The organism is Bacillus sp. MM2020_4, from assembly GCF_011250555.1.
Classification (GTDB): domain Bacteria; phylum Bacillota; class Bacilli; order Bacillales; family Cytobacillaceae; genus Neobacillus.
In genome coordinates this window covers 76,990-94,344 of the sequence record NZ_JAANMZ010000012.1, presented here as the reverse complement: position 1 = coordinate 94,344, position 17,355 = coordinate 76,990, and the positions used below count along the sequence as shown (strand labels likewise).

Sequence of the window (17,355 nt, the reverse complement as noted above, 5' to 3'; positions counted from 1 at the left end):
CCCTAAAAGTAAGGGGAGTTTTTCCGCTTATATTATCCAAATCCTTGGTTTTTGCCTTAATTACAAGTATTAATCGGAATATCTCCGCTTATATCTGCTTATTTTGCCTCGAAATTTACAATAGACGGAAATTCTCCACGTATGAATTTTCATAACTATCTTTTGGAGAATCCCTTTGCGAATTACCACGCTTTTTCGTATGTTATTTAACCTGCTTTTCCACATTTTGCACTTCAAAAGAGAACCCGTTACTTTAAAAAAGGGGTTCCCTTTATAAATATGAAAAATTAACACTTACATGTAACAGAGCCTTTAAAAAAAATATTGATGGCTGAGTGACTCTAAACGTTTGACTCTACTCTTACTCTATCAAACCCGTTTTTAACGGCATGTGTATATTCATTTAAAGCTTGTTGAGAGATATTTGCATCGGGATTGATGCCCTCAAATCCATGATAGGCACCGGGGTATAAATGAAACTCTACGTCTACACCAGCTTGAGCTAATTTTGTGACATAGGTAATGGTTTCATCGCGGAAGGGGTCCAATTGGCCAACACAGGTATAAGTGTATGGTAGATTACGATAATCATCAGCCCTGGCTGGGGCAGCATAGGCGGGAACCTGATCTGTTCCGTGCAAGTCCCCAAGATACATCTTCCAACCGACTTCGTTTGCTTGTTGATTCCAAACAAAGCCTTCTTTCACTTCGTTAGCAGAGGGGGTGTTATTTCGGTCATTGATCATCGGATAGAGAGGCATTTGGAAACAAAGAGAAGGGTATTGCCGATCACGGGCTAAAAGACTTAAGGCCGCGGTAAGCCCACCACCAGCACTTGCACCTGCCACACCAATTCGATTCGGATCAATATTTAAGTGTTCAGCGTTGTCCGCAATCCATTTCAATGCAGCATAACAATCTTCAATCGGAGCAGGGTATGGATGTTCCGGAGCTAAACGGTAGTCAACAGACACGACCACACAATTAGCTGTCTTGACAAAACCAAGACAGAGTTGATCATCGCCATCTATTGAACCTAGTATGTAGCCCCCGCCGTGAATCCATAAGAGAACAGGTAATGTTTCTTTTGACGATTTCGGACGATAAATCCGTACGCGTAATGGGTTACCATCAGGCCCTTCAATAAAATCATTTTCTAAAGATAAATCTTCATCCACTGTGACCGGGATATCCATTTGCCCTGCACCTTGTCTAAGCGCCTCTAAAAATTCGGGGCGGATGACGAAATCCTTAAATAACTCTAGCCCACCTAATAATTCTGGATTCACACGATTTTTCATGAAACCACTCCTCGTTTTGATAGTTATAGAACGTTATTTTCATAGATGTGCATATTCCTACAAATACCATTGTAAGTGGATTATTATTAAAGCGTCAACCGAATATTCGGAAAATTAAATAATTTAATTTATTGACGAAGTACTCAGCACATTGGAGGTCTGACCTTTTTTATATGGTGGGGAATATGGTAAATTAGTATAGCGTATATATAGTTGATTTATAAAATTTCTAAAAAGGTAATTATAGAACCTAATATTTATATAGGAGGGGGAGAATCGTGGTTTAAGGTATTTGTTTTTTCTATAATGACGACTATGTAGCTTTGCTTATTTATATAATGGGGTGTGGACTATGGAAAATAACGTTTTTGAACAGATGGCAAATAGATATGATACCGAAGAAAGAATGGAATTAGCAAAAGTGATTGTGAAGGAAGTAAGACCAGAATTACAAAATTGTAAATCAAAATCTTTATTAGACTATGGTAGTGGGACTGGGCTAATTAGTTTAGAATTAGCAGATTTAGTAGACTCGATATTGTTGGTGGATTCATCTAAACAAATGCTTGAGGTTGCGAAAGCGAAAATTTCACAAAAAGGAATGATCAACGCAAACGTACTTTATTCAGATTTTACTCATGAAACGCCTGATCTTAAGGCAGACATCGTTTTAATGTCATTAGTCCTTCTTCATATTCCGGAAACGAAAAAAATTTTACAAGAGATGTTTAACATTTTACATCATGATGGAATGCTAATCATGATTGATTTTGACAAAAATGATAAAATAAATCATCCGAAAGTACATAACGGTTTTTCCCATGATGAACTGAAAAAAGAATTATCTGATGTTGGATTTACAACCATTGAAATGAAGACATTCCATCATGGACAACGTATTTTTATGAATCAGGATGCCTCAATGTTTATATCCTGTTGTAAAAAGTGATTTATTGTTTGTTACTTAAATCACTCCAAATTCAACTTCCTAAATTATCTCTCACCTAACCATTTTCTGCATACCTTAAGCAGGTGAGTTCACATATGGCAATTAAATTATTATAAACAGTGTCAAAATAGGAGAAAACAATTTTTTAAGGAGGGAACTTATGAATCAACACTCTGACACAATCATCTTCATTATAGCTTTGGTTATCTTCGTTATCTATAGGCGTGTGCGCCGAAATATCGGATGGCAGCAACTAAATCCAAGAAAACTCTTGGTTAGGACGTGTTTATTCGTTTTTATTGGATTGATCTTTTTAGCAGGGGGAATTTCCCATCCGATCAGTTTATTGTCCGACGTGATAGGAATACTTGTAGGAATCATTCTTGCCTATTACGGGGCTACATTAACTAGTTTTGAACAAAGAGAGGGGCGTTTGCATTACCGCCCGAACATTTGGATTGGCAGCACCGTAACTTTACTATTTTTAGCACGCTTGTTCTATCGCTTTTATAACATGTACACCGTGGGGATCGTAACTGGATTACCCCAGGAACAAAAAAATGGTTTCCAAACTATGAGTTTCACAACCGGGCAATCGTGGACAGCGGGACTAATGCTCATTATGTTTGCCTATTACATTTTTTATTATTTGATTTTAATTAAAAAACAGAAGCAAATATCATTGCAGGGAAAAATAACATAGGTGTATCCTTTTTGCTAACTGGCCCGCGGTAACCCATGTGGACGGTTTTGGAAGTTTGCACTAACCAATTGCAAACCAGTAGAACCGTCCCTGAGTATTTTCTTGAAATCAAGGATTATTTGATTTAGTATATAAGTACATAGTTATATAACGATTTGGACAATTGCTACTATTTTTATCGGAGGAGGTGTTGTTGTGTAATGAAATCAATCGTTGATTTAGAGCGCTCTGCAAATGTTTTGAAATTATTAGGTGATAAAACAAGACTAACCATGGTGGCTATATTGAAACAACGGGAATGTTGTGTATGTGAATTTCTCGAGGTGTTCGATATGAGTCAACCATCGATCAGCCAACATCTTAGAAAATTAAAGGATGCAGGGATGGTGAAGGAAGAACGAAGAGGTCAGTGGGTTTATTATTCACTGAATCAACAAGGTGAACTATATGGACTTATCCATGATATTTTGGAACATGTTCCAGAACAGACAGATAAAATCAAAATGATTGACAAAGCAAACCCTACGCTTCGATGTGGATGTTAGCTTTATTAGGGAGTGAATAAAATGAGTCAAACACAAAAGAAACGTCTATCGTTTCTAGATCGATACCTAACGCTTTGGATTTTTCTTGCGATGGCAGTAGGAATTGGATTAGGATTTGTTTCTCCGGGATTTGTAGACAGGATGAACGGCTTGCAGATCGGAACCACATCTATTCCACTAGCGATTGGTTTAATTGCCATGATGTACCCTCCATTAGCAAAAGTTCGCTATGAAGAAATTGGGCGAGTATTTAAAGACGTAAAAGTTTTAGCTTTATCGCTAGTCCAAAACTGGATCATTGGCCCTGTTCTTATGTTTTTGTTAGCCATCCTCTTTCTTCCCGATAAACCAGAGTATATGGTTGGTCTAATCATGATTGGGTTAGCTCGCTGTATTGCGATGGTTATTGTATGGAATGATCTAGCAAAAGGAGATGCAGAATACGCAGCTGGATTAGTAGCATTCAACTCTATTTTTCAAATGTTATTCTTCTCTCTTTATGCCTATGTGTTCGTTACGGTCATTCCACAATGGGTTGGGCTTGAAGGGGCGGTTGTTACTATTACGATGATAGAAGTGGCTAAATCGGTTTTCATCTATCTTGGAATTCCTTTTATCGCAGGGATGATGACCCGTTTTACGTTAGTAAAGACAAAGGGCAGACAATGGTATGAAAAAGTGTTTATTCCAAAAATCAGTCCTATTACACTAATCGCTTTACTATTTACGATTATCCTTATGTTCTCATTAAAAGGGGACGCTATTGTAAGCTTGCCATTAGATGTAGTACGGATCGCCATTCCATTATTCATTTACTTTGTCATCATGTTCTTTGTTTCTTTTTTCATGGGAAGGAAAATTGGAGCGAACTACCCTGTAACAACAACGCTTGCTTTCACTGCTGGAAGTAATAACTTTGAATTAGCGATTGCTGTGGCTGTTGGTGTATTTGGCATTCATTCCGGTGCAGCTTTTGCAGCAGTCATAGGGCCACTTGTGGAAGTACCTGTCATGATTGCATTAGTCAACGTGGCATTATGGTTTAAACGAAAATATTTTACAGAGCATGCAGCCTAATCTATTCAAAAGGTGGAATTCAACATGGAAAACAAAAAAACACTTTACTTCTTATGTACAGGAAATTCTTGCAGAAGCCAGATGGCGGAAGGATGGGCAAGGAAATACTTAGGTGACGTTTGGGAAGTGCGCAGTGCTGGGATTGAAGCTCACGGATTAAATCCTAATGCTGTAAAAGCAATGAACGAAGCTGGAATTGATATTTCAAAACATACTTCTGATATGATCGATCCTGAGTATTTAAACAAGGCCGATTTAGTCGTAACTTTATGTGGGGACGCTGCTGATAAATGTCCCATCACACCACCAAACGTGAAACGAGTTCATTGGGGATTTGATGATCCCGCCAAAGCGGAAGGGACAGACGAAGAAAAATGGGCATTCTTCCAACGAGTCCGTGATGAAATCGGAGAGCGCATGAAGCGTTTTGCTGATAACGGTGAGTAAGAAAGAAGTGAATAGCCAAGAGTAAAAATACTCTTGGCTTGATATTAATGGAAATATAAGTAAACACTTATATTTAATTCTGTAAGGAGGTTAGTTTAAATGAATAAAGTTGAGATTTTTGACCCAGCGTTGTGCTGTTCTACAGGTGTTTGTGGTCCAAGCGTTGATCCAGAGTTAACCAGAGTGGCAACGGCTATTTTTCTATTAGAGAAAAAAGGTCATAACATCAAACGATATAACCTTGGCTTTGAACCTGCCATTTTTGTTGATAACAAAGAGGTGAACAAAGTCCTTCACGAAAAGGGTCCGGATTCGCTCCCAGTAACCATAGTTGAAGGTAAAATGGCTAAAATGGGGGCTTATCCAACCAACGATGAATTTGCTGAGTGGTTTGGGGTACATGCTGAAGAACTTGCCGAAAAGCCAAAGCCACGACTTACCATTGATTTAAAACCATTGAAATAAGAAAGAAGTGGAAATCATGTTTCAATCTTTCGATAACAAGTATGTAAGGAAAACGAAATTTTTATTCTTTACCGGAAAAGGCGGAGTAGGAAAAACTTCAACTGCTTGCGCCACCGCTATAACCTTAGCAGATGAAGGGAAAAAGGTATTACTTGTTAGCACTGATCCAGCTTCAAATTTACAGGATGTATTAGAAATTGGGCTAACGAATGCTCCTATAGGCATTCCAAATGTCCCAAATCTATCGGCTTGTAATCTTGACCCTGAAGAAGCAGCAAGAGCTTATCGAGACAGAATTATTGGTCCATATCGTGGCGAACTTCCCGACGTAGTGGTAGCGACAATGGAAGAACAATTGTCTGGGGCATGTACGGTAGAGATTGCAGCATTTGATGAATTTACAAATTTATTAGCGGATTCTTCTATAGTTGATGTATATGACAATATTATCTTTGATACAGCTCCAACCGGACATACACTTCGACTACTACAACTACCGACCGCTTGGAGTGGATTTTTGGAGGAAAGCACACATGGTGCTTCATGCCTCGGTCCTCTTTCTGGATTAGCGGAAAAAAAGCAAATTTATTCATTAACCATGGATGCACTTTCTGACCCAGCTAAAACTACATTAATCCTTGTGGCAAGACCTGATGAATCATCTTTAGTAGAAGCAAGTCGTGCATCAAAAGAATTAAACGAAATCGGAATTTCGAACCAAGCTCTGATTATCAATGGATTAATGGAATCCTATTTATCAGAAGATAAAATATCATCTTCCTTTTATCAACGGCAACAGAATGCAATTAAACAAATACCTGACGATTTAAAACAAGTAATGACTTATTCGTTACCGTTTGTTTCCTATTCATTAACAGGAGTAAAAAATCTGCGCTATTTGTTTAAACCAAATCCAATACCAGCCACACCATTAGAGGTTGAAAGACAGACAATTCCGCTACCATGTATAAATAATGTGATTGAAGACTTTTCAGTAAACAATACGAGAGTCATTTTTACAATGGGTAAAGGCGGGGTCGGAAAGACCACTATGGCTTCTGCTATAGCCGCTGGCTTGGTTGAAAAAGGTCATAAGGTACATTTAACTACGACAGATCCGGCAGCGCATTTAGAGTTTGTTTTTCAAGATACTGATCGGAACGATAAATTAACGATCAGCCGTGTTAACCCAAAAGAAGTAGTTGAGTCATACAAGGAAGAGGTATTATCAAAAGTAAGAAATGAACTTGATGAGGAAGCACTTGCTTATATAAAAGAAGATTTAAACTCACCTTGTACTGAAGAAATTGCTGTTTTTCGCGCTTTTGCTGAAGTCGTTGCTAGATCAGAAGATGAACTGGTTGTAATTGATACTGCACCAACCGGACATACATTACTCCTCTTAGATGCTGCCCAGTCCTATCATAAAGAATTGGCTCGGTCTACTGGCGAGATACCAGAGAGTGTAAACATGCTGCTTCCACGATTAAGAAATCCGAAAGAAACGAGCGTCGTTATTGTAACATTGGCTGAGGCAACTCCCGTTTTAGAGGCTAGTAGATTACAAGAAGATCTAAAACGTGCTGATATTGTTCCAAAATGGTGGGTTATAAACCAAAGCCTTTATGCTACTGAAACAAATGACCCCGTTTTGAAGGGGAGAGCGCTATCTGAAATAGCATGGATTCAGAAGGTGACCGATGAATTAACCGACAAATGTGCAATTGTTCCTTTAATTAGTGATGAAACAACTAGTAAGATCCATATGAAAACTTTTTGAAAGGTGATGGAAACATGAAAATCACAGATCAGGCGCGTGATGTTCTAAAGCAGTTGCTCCAACAACACAGTGCCAAAAACATTCGTGTTTATTTTGCAGGCTATGGCTGAGGAAAGCCAAAAGTAGGACTGGCTCTGGATGAGCCGGATGATAATGATAAAGTGATAACCATTAATGAAATAAAGATTGCAATTGATCCAGATATTGAACCTTATACAGGTGACCTTACTCTTGAATTTAATCAACATGCTAATGGGCTCGTTTTATTAGGAAATGAAAGTGATTGTTGTTAAAAAAAGACCTTTGCAGGTCTTTTTTTTCCTAAATTAAGCACAGCATTTTTTTGCCAATTCAGCATAAGCGTCTAAAAAACGTTGATAAGTCTGTAAGCCATATTCCTTAGTATTGTGATGAAAAAATAGGTCTATTGCAATCTCTTTGGCTTGCTCATTCGTACAATTTCGTGAAAGCTTAATTAGGTTTAGATAGGATAAAAAATACTTCTTTTTTAATACGCCTGCATGATTTACGGTCAAAAATATGCACCTCCTAAAAAATGAGGATATCCTAGATTATTTACAGCAGCTATTTTTTTGATCTTCCTGTGGTTTGCCATCTTCTTTTACTTCCTCGATTTTAACTGTACAACAAGAATTTTGTTTTTTTCCAAACAGACTTTTTAAGATACTCATAATAAAATCCCCCTTAAATAATGTAGAATAAAAATCCAGAAATGGTTGACATCGTAATGACCGAGCCTACGAAAGCGAATACTAGCTTCTTTTTAAAAATGCTGTTCAATAATGTTAATTCCGGTAAACTTGCTCCTGCAGAGCTAATCATGAGTGCCATGACTGGACCTAAAGCCATCCCTTTAGCAATCATGATTTGCGATATCGGAATCATGGTCGAAAGTCTAATATAGAGTGGAATCCCAACAATTGCTGCGATAGGAACAAGCCACCACTTATCACCCCCCATAAAAGTTGAAATCCAACTGGTTGGAACTGCTCCATGAATGAAAGCACCAATAAATGCGCCAATTAGCAAATAAGGATACACACTTTTCATTAGCTGCAGGGTTTCTAACAACGCAACTTTAAGTTGGAATTTCTTATTTGGTTCTTGATAACCTTTTACTACGACATTTTTTATCTGTTCTTCAAACCCGAACTTTTCTAAAGCAAACCCAATGATGACGGATAGGATGCCTGTGATGAATGTATAGGAAATAGCCACTTTTGCGCCCAGGACAGCTGTCATTAAGGTGATGATGGTCGGATCAAGAACAGGTGAAGAAAATAAGAAAATCATGACAATCCCAAACCGAACTTTTTTATTAAGTAGGTTAACTACGACTGGAATTGTTGAACATGAACAAAAAGGTGTGATAAAGGCAAAGCCTAGAGCGACTAATGCACTAACCAATGGGTGACTCTTTTCCATTAGTCGTTCCATCTTTTCATACGGAATTACCCCTTGTAATAGATTGATTAAAAAAGAGATTCCAATGAACAAAATGGTTAATTCTAATGCGATGGATAAAAAACTATGAAACACTTCAGACCACATATGCAACCTCCTCATTTTTCATTTCAGTAACTTTTAACTCCATTTCCTTGAAATACATAAATGATCTCCTTCTTTTATTTGCGAATTGCAAGTAATAATTTTAATAAAATGAGCAAGGGATTCTTGCTCAAATGAATGGTTTACAACAAACAGTAGATTTCGACATTGCTTCGTTAAGCAGTTTTACGGATTTGATGACCATCTCTCGTTCGAACTCGCTCATATTTGCAAAAACCTCGTTAAGATATTGGTTCATGTCAGCGTCTATCTTCGCTGCAACATCCCTTCCTTGAGTCGTCAGGGTCAGTTGTGAGACACGTTTATCTTCTGGAAGTGGTGTTTTTTTAACCAGTTCTTCCTTTACTAATGTTTGTATTTGCCGACTAAAAGTGGTTATATCGATTCCTAAAGCATCAGCAACCTGTTGCATGGAAGGTCTGTCTTTGCGATGAAGTTCGTAAAGAATGTGGCTCTGTACAAGAGATATGTCATTTCCACCAACCTGGCAGCAGTTTTTATTCAGAAGTCCAAACCGCCTTGTCATTACTTGAAATAATTCTCTAAGGTTTTCCATTTATTTCACCTCTGATTTAGTTATATACAAAATACTTGCAAATTGCAACATATTTTCTTTGAAATTGAAAGATTTTTTTATATAATTACTTTAAACAGACGAAGTATAGGGGGATAATTATGAATGGAAGGGGCTTTATAGAAAAAACGGTTACAGAGAGGTGGGAGTGTTTAAAAGCCAAGGGAAATTAGATGGTCGCTTTGTTGATGTAATGATTATGGAAAAGATCCTTATCCCGTAAAGCGATGGAGACGGTTCTGGTGGTCTGCATTAACCTATTATAAAAACACTAGAACCGTCTCCCCAGGTGCCGGGGGTTAATCCACTTTTAAAGATTTCTTAATGAGTAAGTATTGTTCCATCTCTTTCAAAAGACGAAATAATTGGGCTCTCGCCTCAAATTCATCTCTTGATGTTGGTAGAGGTTCTTCCTTAAATTGATGATGCAACTCATGCAAGCGATTTAAATAATGTTGTGCGGTGTTCCCGGGGTGAATGCCTTCACTTAATTCTTCAAGAAAGTCCGCAATCATAAATCGTTGAACAACCAGTAAATCAATTGAGGTCACCATCGGCAGGATTCGTTCAATAATCTCAAATTGTTTTTCACGCGTCTTGAAATAGTAGTAATAATAATCTTGTGTTCGTAAAAAATGATTTTCGACATCTCGAAACGCCAAACTTTTCGCTTCATCCAAAGAGCGGGCCGTTTCAATGATTTCATTTCCCACCCAGCGACTTTCATTGGTTCGCAGGTACGAGACCATTTCCTGAAAGATCGTTCGGAAATTATCTTCTATTTCTACCTGGTATTGTTTCAATTTATTGTCAAGGCTTGGCATGTACAAATTCACAAGAAGAGCGACGCCAATACCAATGACAATAAGAGCTATTTCATTGTATACAATATCAAGCGTTATGTTTTTGGCTGTGAAAAGATGAAGTATAATAACGGAACTTGTTACGATTCCTTCAGATACCCTTAACCAGACTGTGATGGGAATAAAAGCCAAGATCAACAATCCGAGCACAAGGGTATGATAGGCAATCGTTTCAAAGAAGATATACGAAAAAGCGATGGCAATCATACAGGCAAAAAATCGGGCATAGGCAGCCTGCAGTGATTTTTTTTTGGAACTTTGGACACAAAGGATGGTCAAAATCCCCGCAGAAGCAAAGGAATTCAAGCCGAAAAATTGAGCAATACTAATCGCTGCTGCAGCACCGATGGCCGTCTTAATGGTTCGATAACCGATTTTAAATGGGAACATATCATACCTCTAATCATTGACTTCATTCCATAGTATAAATAAAAATGCCAAAACCATCTAGTGATTTCTGAATTCAACGGGCTGGTTCTGATGTTCTGCATTTACCTCATTTGAAACCAAGGAACTGTCCTTGGGACTTTCTGAACATAATCCCTCTAGCTTATCTCAATAAATTCTCCATTCTCAGGAACCAAAATCCTATTTTCCAATTTGTTCTGTCTTATATATTCCCTACCCTCAACACAACTTAATAAGCAGTGGTTCATGGCGAATTAATTGAATCTGCATAGTTTTTCCACCTACCCGTTTAATTTTGTCTCTTTTAAAAAATAACTTTTAAATTCTAGTTTCTTCGTTGTTTCAAGCTGGATGAATTCGGCCTGCTCCAATTGAATCTTTTTCGAGAAGAGGGGACCATCAAATACAAAGGTATGGTATTCACCCGATTCTCCCATAGGACAAATACTTGTCATTTGGACTTCCTGCAGAAACGATTCATCTAGCAATCTGCCGAGCCATGTTTCATTGAGGACATCTTCCCTTACACGAATAACAATGGCTTGATAGCCTGATTGGACAAAGCTGTCCAGCAAAGACAGAGCATCTTCTTTTTTGCTCCAAAGGGGGTACAAGGCATCGACACCTACAGCATTCGCTACATTTTCGCCCCAATCCCGATGTTCCTGTAAATAAAGATCTCCATACGCAATACCAGTAATTTCATCTTGTTCCTTCAAGGCTTGAACGGTCTTAACAAATTCCTCGGTATAGGTTTCAAAGGTGCATTCTATAAAATGAACAGGTAGGGAAAGGGCCTCTCCCTGTAAGCGAATCATCTCTGTTCGCTCTCCATGACCAAATGTCCGCCCCAATTCTTTTGGAACGGTCGTAACGAGGCAGGCAACCTCATAACCCTTCTCAATAAGAGTATCCAAAGCCATACAGCAATCCTTGCCGCCACTCCATGATAATGCTACTCGTTTCTTCATGATTCATCACCCTTACCGTATGTAATATTGATAGTTTATCATACAAATCTTCCGACTATCACTTAAAGTCTATTTATTCATGGTCCATTTGGTGTAGTGTTACTTGTATCTCGTTTGAGTTTTCTACATCACTTTTGATTTCACTATTAGTAAAAATGGAATAAGTGAATTATAATGACACCATTATAGGTACAAGGATAGGGAGGAAAAACAAATGAAATTCCCAAATGATGCGGATGGAAAGGCACTACAAAGTTTATATAAAGATGGAGTGAATTTTAAAAAACCCCAATCAGTCGAATTCTTTGTGGCAGTGCCTGATCAAGCAACAGGAGAAAAATTGTCACTAGTACTAAAAGCAGAAGGATTCAATTGTTTCGTGGAGCAAGACGATGAAACAGAGGAGTGGGCTTGTTGCTGCTCGAAAAAAATGCTATTACATCATAATGAATTAATGAACATTCAGAAAAAATTAAATATCATAAGTAAACCACATGGTGGCTTTTCTGATGGGTGGGGAGTTTTTGTAGACTAAAAGGATGAGAATAAAAGGGAAGAGTGTAGACCAGGGCTGAGGATGCCTAGGGATGTAAAATCAATTTTGCACTCCCGGGCATCCTATTTTTCTCTGGCTCAATGTTAAGCAATTTTTTTCTAAGATTCTTCATCAATCATTTGATCTAAGCGTTCAATCATTTTTATCGCCCTGTCTTTCTCTATGGTTCGATAATGATGCATCCCACCTTGTTCTTCGTCTAACTCATCAGCTAATTTGACGATTTCCTGTAACGGTGTCCGCTTGATAAAACTTTCAGGCATATATGAATCGGTATGAAATAAGATAGCGATCGCAATTTCTTTTGCCATAATTGGATTTTCTCCTAATCGGATCAACAATTTATGAGCTCGTTCCGCACCTTTGATGGCATGGATATCATTCTTTTTGTATAAATCATAATCCCATTTGCCATTTTGATACCACGTATAATGACCCATATCGTGCAGCAGGGCGGCTTTGGTTGCCAAGTCCACCGATACGTTACGCCTTTTCGCTAATTTGAAAGCGTGGTATGCACAAGCAATAGCATGAGCAACGCCAGAGCGATTGAGATATTTTTTTGCGATATGATGATTGAAAATTTGAATTAACGTAACATCTCTCATATTAACACCCTTATTAAAAGTAATTTCTTGTAGTATATAACAGTTTAGAAATAGTAACAAAGATATGGAAGGGAATGAGGTTGCGCGAGAAATGGAAGAAGGAAGGATAGGGCCCAACCCTCATTTTTTTGATGAGGATAGAAGGGGAAAGGCTGATGTTTGTTGTTGCCGTCAATTTTGTATAAAATAAGAAGTGAAAATAAATGAGAAAAGGTGATAATATGGGCAAATTGTCCGAAGTCATTTCAACTAACCATCATGAGAATGTTGAGGAATTAAAAGAACTGCTCCGGATTCCAAGCGTCAGTTCCTTATCAGAGCATAAAGAGGATATTCAAAGAGCTGCTTCCTGGATTGCCGATAAATTAACAAACATCGGAATGGAACATGTGGAAATCGTCCAAACAAAGGGACATCCTATTATTTATGCGGACTGGCTTCATCAGGAAAACGCTCCAACCGTCTTAGTGTACGGTCATTATGACGTACAGCCCGTAGACCCTGTTCATTTATGGGAAACACCACCGTTTGAACCAACGATTCGTGATGAAAAGATCTTTGCTAGAGGGGCAACCGATGACAAAGGGCAGACGTTCTTACATATCAAAGCAGTGGAAACCTTATTGAAGGTAGAAGGTAAATTACCGGTAAACGTAAAATTCTGCATCGAAGGTGAAGAAGAAATCGGAAGCCCTAATCTTCCGCCATACTTATCCGCGAATAAAGAGAAATTATCCTGTGATGTGGTCGTTATTTCCGATTCGGATATGTGGGACAGAGGCGTCCCAGCCATCACCTATTCTTTAAGAGGTCTTTGTGCGCTCGAGTTTACCCTAAAAACCGCAAATTCTGATTTGCACTCAGGCATGTTTGGAGGGGGAGTCCAGAATGCCAACCATTTATTGGTGCAGTTGCTTTCGACTCTTCATGATGCAAACGGAAAAGTGAATGTGGACCATTTTTACGATGATGTGGTAGATCTAACTGAATTTGAAAAGGAACAAATAAAAGCATTGGGTTTTAATGAAGAAAAGCTGAAGCAATCATTGGGGTTGACGGATTTAACCGGAGGGGAAAACAATTATCCCTATCCTGAGAAAATCAGTTCCCGACCTACATTAGAAATTAACGGCCTATGGGGCGGGTTTCAGGGAGAAGGGACAAAAACGGTCATCCCGAACGAGGCCCATGGCAAAATCACCTGCCGTCTCGTTCACAATCAAAACCCGGAAAAGATTCAGCAATTAGTCAAGAAGCATCTGGAAGAACATGCACCAAAAGGATCCACGATCAATGTGACGCTTGGCGACACGGGAAATCCATTTTTAACTCCAATCGACAGTCCAATGATCCAAAAAGCAGCCGAAGCGTATCAAAACATATATGGGAAAACACCTGTTTACAAACGAGAAGGCGGTTCGATTCCCATTGTTTCGGATTTCAACCACTCCCTAAATGTACCTGTTGTCCTAATGGGATTCGGTTTACCTGATGAAAATCTTCATGCGCCGAATGAACATTTCAACTTGGAAAACTTTGATAAAGGCATTTTGACCATCTGTTCCTTTTTAGAACGTCTAACGAAGTAAAAGGGTGCGCTGTCACTACCCGTAAAAGGGTGTGACAGCGCACTTTATTCATTCGTAAATTAGTTATCTTTTACGTACTTATTTAGGAACCTGAGGACACGGCGTGTATACTCATTTTTATGCAAACGGTACGAATGAATGTGTTCACAATCTTTCGTCAGCCATAATTCTTTTTGGTTACCGGTTGAAATCGATTGATATAATTTTTCACTCTCGGCATAAGGAATCGCTTTATCAGACGTACTATGGATGATGAAGAAGGATTTTCCTTTGGTATTTTTTACATGATTGATGGGTGAAACTTCAGTGGGGTCAATTTTGAGGAGCTTCCGCATGGAATGATAAACAATCGGTGTAAATGGCCGTTTTGGTAGCTTGGTCCAATGTGAAAGGTTTTCTTTTAGAAAAGGTTCTAAATCACAGAAGGGACTGTCGGCAATAATGGCGGAAACAGCAGGATGTTCGCATCCAGCAATAAGGGCAGATGCAGCTCCCATACTCCAGCCAAGGAGTGCCACTTTTTCCTGATGTTTTTCCTGAATGGCATACTCAATCGCTGAGTACAAATCGTGTCTTTCAAAATAGCCAATCCCCGTGGTTTTTCCCTTCGACTTTCCTGCATTGCGAAAATCAAACATCAGTACATTATAGCCTTGTTCTGTTAAAACTTTAACGAGCTGCAGTCCTTCAATCCTTTCCATGGCGCGTTCATTCATGTAACCGTGTGCTGTGATGACCGTTTTCCTGCTTTTCTTTGAAACGGCTGGAATCCACCAGCCAGACAGCTTGACTTGATCTTTTCGGCTAAAAAACTCAATCTCTTCGAAGGTAAGTCCATATTCCCCTGGATTTTTTGTTGTTTTTGCCGGGAATGGATGTGTTAGATACAAACCAATCCCTAATGGGGCAAGAAAAAATAATGCAGGTGCTGCCAAAAGCGGTTTCCACAAGGATTTACTTGATTTACTTGATTCCTCATTCTTTTCTTCACTCAATATGAACTCCTCCTTTCCATTTGAAGTTATCGGTACACTATCATATGCCAGTTACTACAAAAGCGGAAAATTCTATAGTCCCATTTTATGCCTGTTTTTGAAAAGGAGAGGAATTCTACAATTGGAACGGTTTTTTCTACAAAATTCACATTTATTCTACAAATTTGAGGATTAATTCTACAAAAGTTGGAAGCTAACTTCCAAATTAACCTTATTTGCGAACTCCCTCAACAGAAAGGGGGAATGATTTTAATTCATATGCTTCGAGGTAAATGTTTTTTCCTCCAAAAGGGGACACTAAACATAAAATTTGATGGGGGTGTCAGCTTGAATCATAACGAAAAGATGAAAAAACTACTTCGCGAATACGGCTATCCTGAAGAGGCAATCCCAAGAATAATGCAAGAAATTAGTTCTATGAGTTACGACAGGGTAAAAAAGCTTATCTTACCATATAACGATATCACCGCAGATAAGAATTAACTTCTTCCGACCATGTCTTGCACGGTTTTCCCTTAAGTATTCATGCGAAAGGAATATTCTGAATAGTACATATAGTTAAAGAGTTTCATCTTGACTTATGAAAAGGGGAAATACTAAAATAAATTAAACCGATTGAAATACTCGAAATTAAAATAATGATTTGTAAATCAATGGATGATCAAAAGCGAGAGGATGTTTTGCGTGTCACAAAATGATTTCAAAACAGTCAAAGAGATCAACGCCGATGGGTCGTTTAATCGCCAGAAAAATAGATTTACGACACCGTTTGGAAATCAAGAGGGGGAGTTGCCTGTTGAGGCAGGAAGGTATCGACTTTTATGGTCGGCTGTTTGTCCGTGGGCACACCGTTCGGTGATTGTTCGAAAAATTCTAGGTTTAGAAGAGGTCATCAGTCTAGGAACCGCCAGCCCGATGCGTCCCAAACTCCCAAATGTGGATTGGGAATTTTCATTAGATGTGGGCGGGGTCGATCCGGTATTAAATATCCGCTATTTAAGTGAAATTTATCAACAAACAGTTCCTGATTACACTGGTCGGCCAACAGTCCCAGTTATCGTGGATGTAAAGGACCAAAGGGTCGTAAACAATGATTATTTTAAACTCACAAACTATCTCGAAACTGTTTGGTCACCTTTTTTCAAAGAAAATGCTCCTGATTTGTATCCAGAACACTTACGAGAGGAAATAGATGCCTTAAATGATGCCATCTTCCATGATGTTAACAATGGTGTCTATAAATGTGGCTTTGCCCAATCACAAGAAGCCTATGAAGAGGCATTTGATATCTTATTTGCCAAATTAGATGAATTGGAGCAGCACCTCGGGACCAAACGATTCTTATTTGGAGATTATATTACGGATTCCGATGTCCGACTTTATGCGACGCTCGTCCGCTTTGACGTCGCTTATTACTCGGCATTTAAGTCCAATCGGAATCGTATCGTTGATTTTCCAAATTTATGGGGCTATCTGCGGGATCTCTACCAAACGCCGGGATTTGGGGATACAACTGATTTTCACGCAATTAAAGTCCATTATCATTTATCAAACCATATTGCCGGCAAAGACCAATGCCTATGAGGGTTATCTGGAAGAACTGGATTATCCAGAAATCCGCATGCTCGCCGTTACACCACAAGCGCGTGGGAATGGGGTAGCAACTGCATTAATCAGGGAATGTATTCAGCGGACGTAAGGGAAGGGGTATTCATCCATTGGACTGCATACCGGCGCATTTATGGACAGAGCGATGAGATTATATGAACACCTAGGATTTGAACGATTACCACAATTTGACTTTGAACCTGCGAATGATGGCATCATCGTTAAGGCCTATCGATTAACCTTTGACTAAGAAGGGGATAATTCATCATTTATGGCGAACAGTGACATGCACTGTTCGCCATAACGTGTTTGACCTTTTTACTAAG

At 38.8% G+C, this 17,355-nt stretch carries 19 protein-coding genes and 1 pseudogene; 12 read left to right on the top strand and 8 right to left on the bottom strand.

The window, feature by feature from the left end:
• Positions 1-341 precede the first annotated feature (341 nt).
• Positions 342-1,301 (bottom strand): alpha/beta hydrolase, encoded by a 960-nt coding sequence (locus G6554_RS10615; protein ID WP_166241554.1) that lies wholly within the window; start codon positions 1,299-1,301, stop codon positions 342-344.
• Between the two features lie 352 nt (positions 1,302-1,653).
• Here G6554_RS10615 and G6554_RS10610 point away from each other — a divergent pair, with 352 nt between their 5' ends.
• The 7 genes from G6554_RS10610 (at position 1,654) to arsA (ending at position 7,267) form a co-directional block, all read left to right on the top strand.
• A complete protein-coding gene (locus G6554_RS10610) occupies positions 1,654-2,250 on the top strand; it encodes a class I SAM-dependent methyltransferase (protein ID WP_166241552.1) in 597 nt (198 codons plus the stop codon).
• A 160-nt stretch (positions 2,251-2,410) separates the two neighbouring features.
• Positions 2,411-2,953 (top strand): CcdC protein domain-containing protein, encoded by a 543-nt coding sequence (locus G6554_RS10605; RefSeq protein WP_166241550.1) that lies wholly within the window; start codon positions 2,411-2,413, stop codon positions 2,951-2,953.
• 200 nt (positions 2,954-3,153) lie between these two features.
• Complete coding sequence (locus G6554_RS10600) at positions 3,154-3,498, top strand: ArsR/SmtB family transcription factor (protein WP_166241548.1); 345 nt, start codon at positions 3,154-3,156, stop codon at positions 3,496-3,498.
• A gap of 21 nt (positions 3,499-3,519) precedes the next feature.
• Complete coding sequence (gene arsB / locus G6554_RS10595; protein WP_166241546.1) at positions 3,520-4,575, top strand: ACR3 family arsenite efflux transporter; 1,056 nt, start codon at positions 3,520-3,522, stop codon at positions 4,573-4,575.
• A gap of 24 nt (positions 4,576-4,599) precedes the next feature.
• Positions 4,600-5,022 (top strand): arsenate reductase (thioredoxin), encoded by a 423-nt coding sequence (gene arsC, locus G6554_RS10590; protein WP_166241544.1) that lies wholly within the window; start codon positions 4,600-4,602, stop codon positions 5,020-5,022.
• A 99-nt stretch (positions 5,023-5,121) separates the two neighbouring features.
• Complete coding sequence (arsD, locus tag G6554_RS10585; protein ID WP_166241541.1) at positions 5,122-5,487, top strand: arsenite efflux transporter metallochaperone ArsD; 366 nt, start codon at positions 5,122-5,124, stop codon at positions 5,485-5,487.
• Between the two features lie 16 nt (positions 5,488-5,503).
• Positions 5,504-7,267, top strand: a complete 1,764-nt coding sequence (gene arsA, locus G6554_RS10580; protein ID WP_166241539.1) for an arsenical pump-driving ATPase — start codon at positions 5,504-5,506, stop codon at positions 7,265-7,267.
• Positions 7,268-7,593: 326 nt separating this feature from the next.
• Here the strand turns inward: arsA and G6554_RS10575 are convergent, their stop codons facing one another.
• The 3 genes from G6554_RS10575 to G6554_RS10565 all read right to left on the bottom strand — a co-directional run bounded on the left by G6554_RS10575 (position 7,594) and on the right by G6554_RS10565 (position 9,413).
• A complete protein-coding gene (locus tag G6554_RS10575) occupies positions 7,594-7,803 on the bottom strand; it encodes a hypothetical protein (RefSeq protein ID WP_166241537.1) in 210 nt (69 codons plus the stop codon).
• Positions 7,804-7,972: 169 nt separating this feature from the next.
• Complete coding sequence (locus G6554_RS10570) at positions 7,973-8,839, bottom strand: permease (RefSeq protein ID WP_166241535.1); 867 nt, start codon at positions 8,837-8,839, stop codon at positions 7,973-7,975.
• A gap of 127 nt (positions 8,840-8,966) precedes the next feature.
• Entirely contained in the window at positions 8,967-9,413 is a 447-nt protein-coding gene (locus G6554_RS10565; RefSeq protein WP_166241533.1) for a MarR family winged helix-turn-helix transcriptional regulator, read from the bottom strand.
• Positions 9,414-9,540: 127 nt separating this feature from the next.
• Here G6554_RS10565 and G6554_RS25710 point away from each other — a divergent pair.
• Positions 9,541-9,654, top strand: a pseudogene (locus G6554_RS25710) (N-acetyltransferase family protein); the annotation flags it as partial.
• Between the two features lie 76 nt (positions 9,655-9,730).
• Here the strand turns inward: G6554_RS25710 and G6554_RS10560 are convergent.
• Positions 9,731-10,684: an aromatic acid exporter family protein gene (locus G6554_RS10560; protein ID WP_166241531.1), complete on the bottom strand. Its 954-nt coding sequence runs from the start codon at positions 10,682-10,684 to the stop codon at positions 9,731-9,733.
• Positions 10,685-10,983: 299 nt separating this feature from the next.
• The gene (locus G6554_RS10555) at positions 10,984-11,673 is read right to left on the bottom strand and encodes a Dph6-related ATP pyrophosphatase (RefSeq protein ID WP_166241529.1); all 690 of its coding nucleotides are present in this window, start codon (positions 11,671-11,673) and stop codon (positions 10,984-10,986) included.
• 214 nt (positions 11,674-11,887) lie between these two features.
• On the opposite strand from G6554_RS10555, the gene G6554_RS10550 reads away from it, so the two are divergent.
• Entirely contained in the window at positions 11,888-12,208 is a 321-nt protein-coding gene (locus G6554_RS10550; protein WP_166241527.1) for a ribonuclease E inhibitor RraB, read from the top strand.
• 119 nt (positions 12,209-12,327) lie between these two features.
• On the opposite strand, the gene G6554_RS10545 is transcribed toward G6554_RS10550, so the two are convergent.
• Entirely contained in the window at positions 12,328-12,837 is a 510-nt protein-coding gene (locus G6554_RS10545) for an HD domain-containing protein (protein WP_166241525.1), read from the bottom strand.
• Positions 12,838-13,040: 203 nt separating this feature from the next.
• Here G6554_RS10545 and G6554_RS10540 point away from each other — a divergent pair, with 203 nt between their 5' ends.
• A complete protein-coding gene (locus G6554_RS10540; protein WP_242637775.1) occupies positions 13,041-14,426 on the top strand; it encodes a dipeptidase in 1,386 nt (461 codons plus the stop codon).
• A 59-nt stretch (positions 14,427-14,485) separates the two neighbouring features.
• Here G6554_RS10540 and G6554_RS10535 read toward each other — a convergent pair whose 3' ends face one another.
• Positions 14,486-15,421, bottom strand: a complete 936-nt coding sequence (locus tag G6554_RS10535; RefSeq protein WP_166241523.1) for an alpha/beta hydrolase — start codon at positions 15,419-15,421, stop codon at positions 14,486-14,488.
• Between the two features lie 327 nt (positions 15,422-15,748).
• On the opposite strand from G6554_RS10535, the gene G6554_RS10530 reads away from it, so the two are divergent.
• Both G6554_RS10530 and G6554_RS10525 read left to right on the top strand, forming a co-directional pair.
• On the top strand, positions 15,749-15,904 hold the full coding sequence (locus G6554_RS10530) for a hypothetical protein (protein ID WP_166241521.1): 156 nt from the start codon (positions 15,749-15,751) through the stop codon (positions 15,902-15,904).
• 201 nt (positions 15,905-16,105) lie between these two features.
• Positions 16,106-17,005 carry a glutathione S-transferase family protein gene (locus G6554_RS10525; protein ID WP_347564293.1) on the top strand — a complete coding sequence of 300 codons (900 nt, stop codon included), beginning with the start codon at positions 16,106-16,108 and terminating at the stop codon, positions 17,003-17,005.
• Positions 17,006-17,355 lie beyond the last annotated feature (350 nt).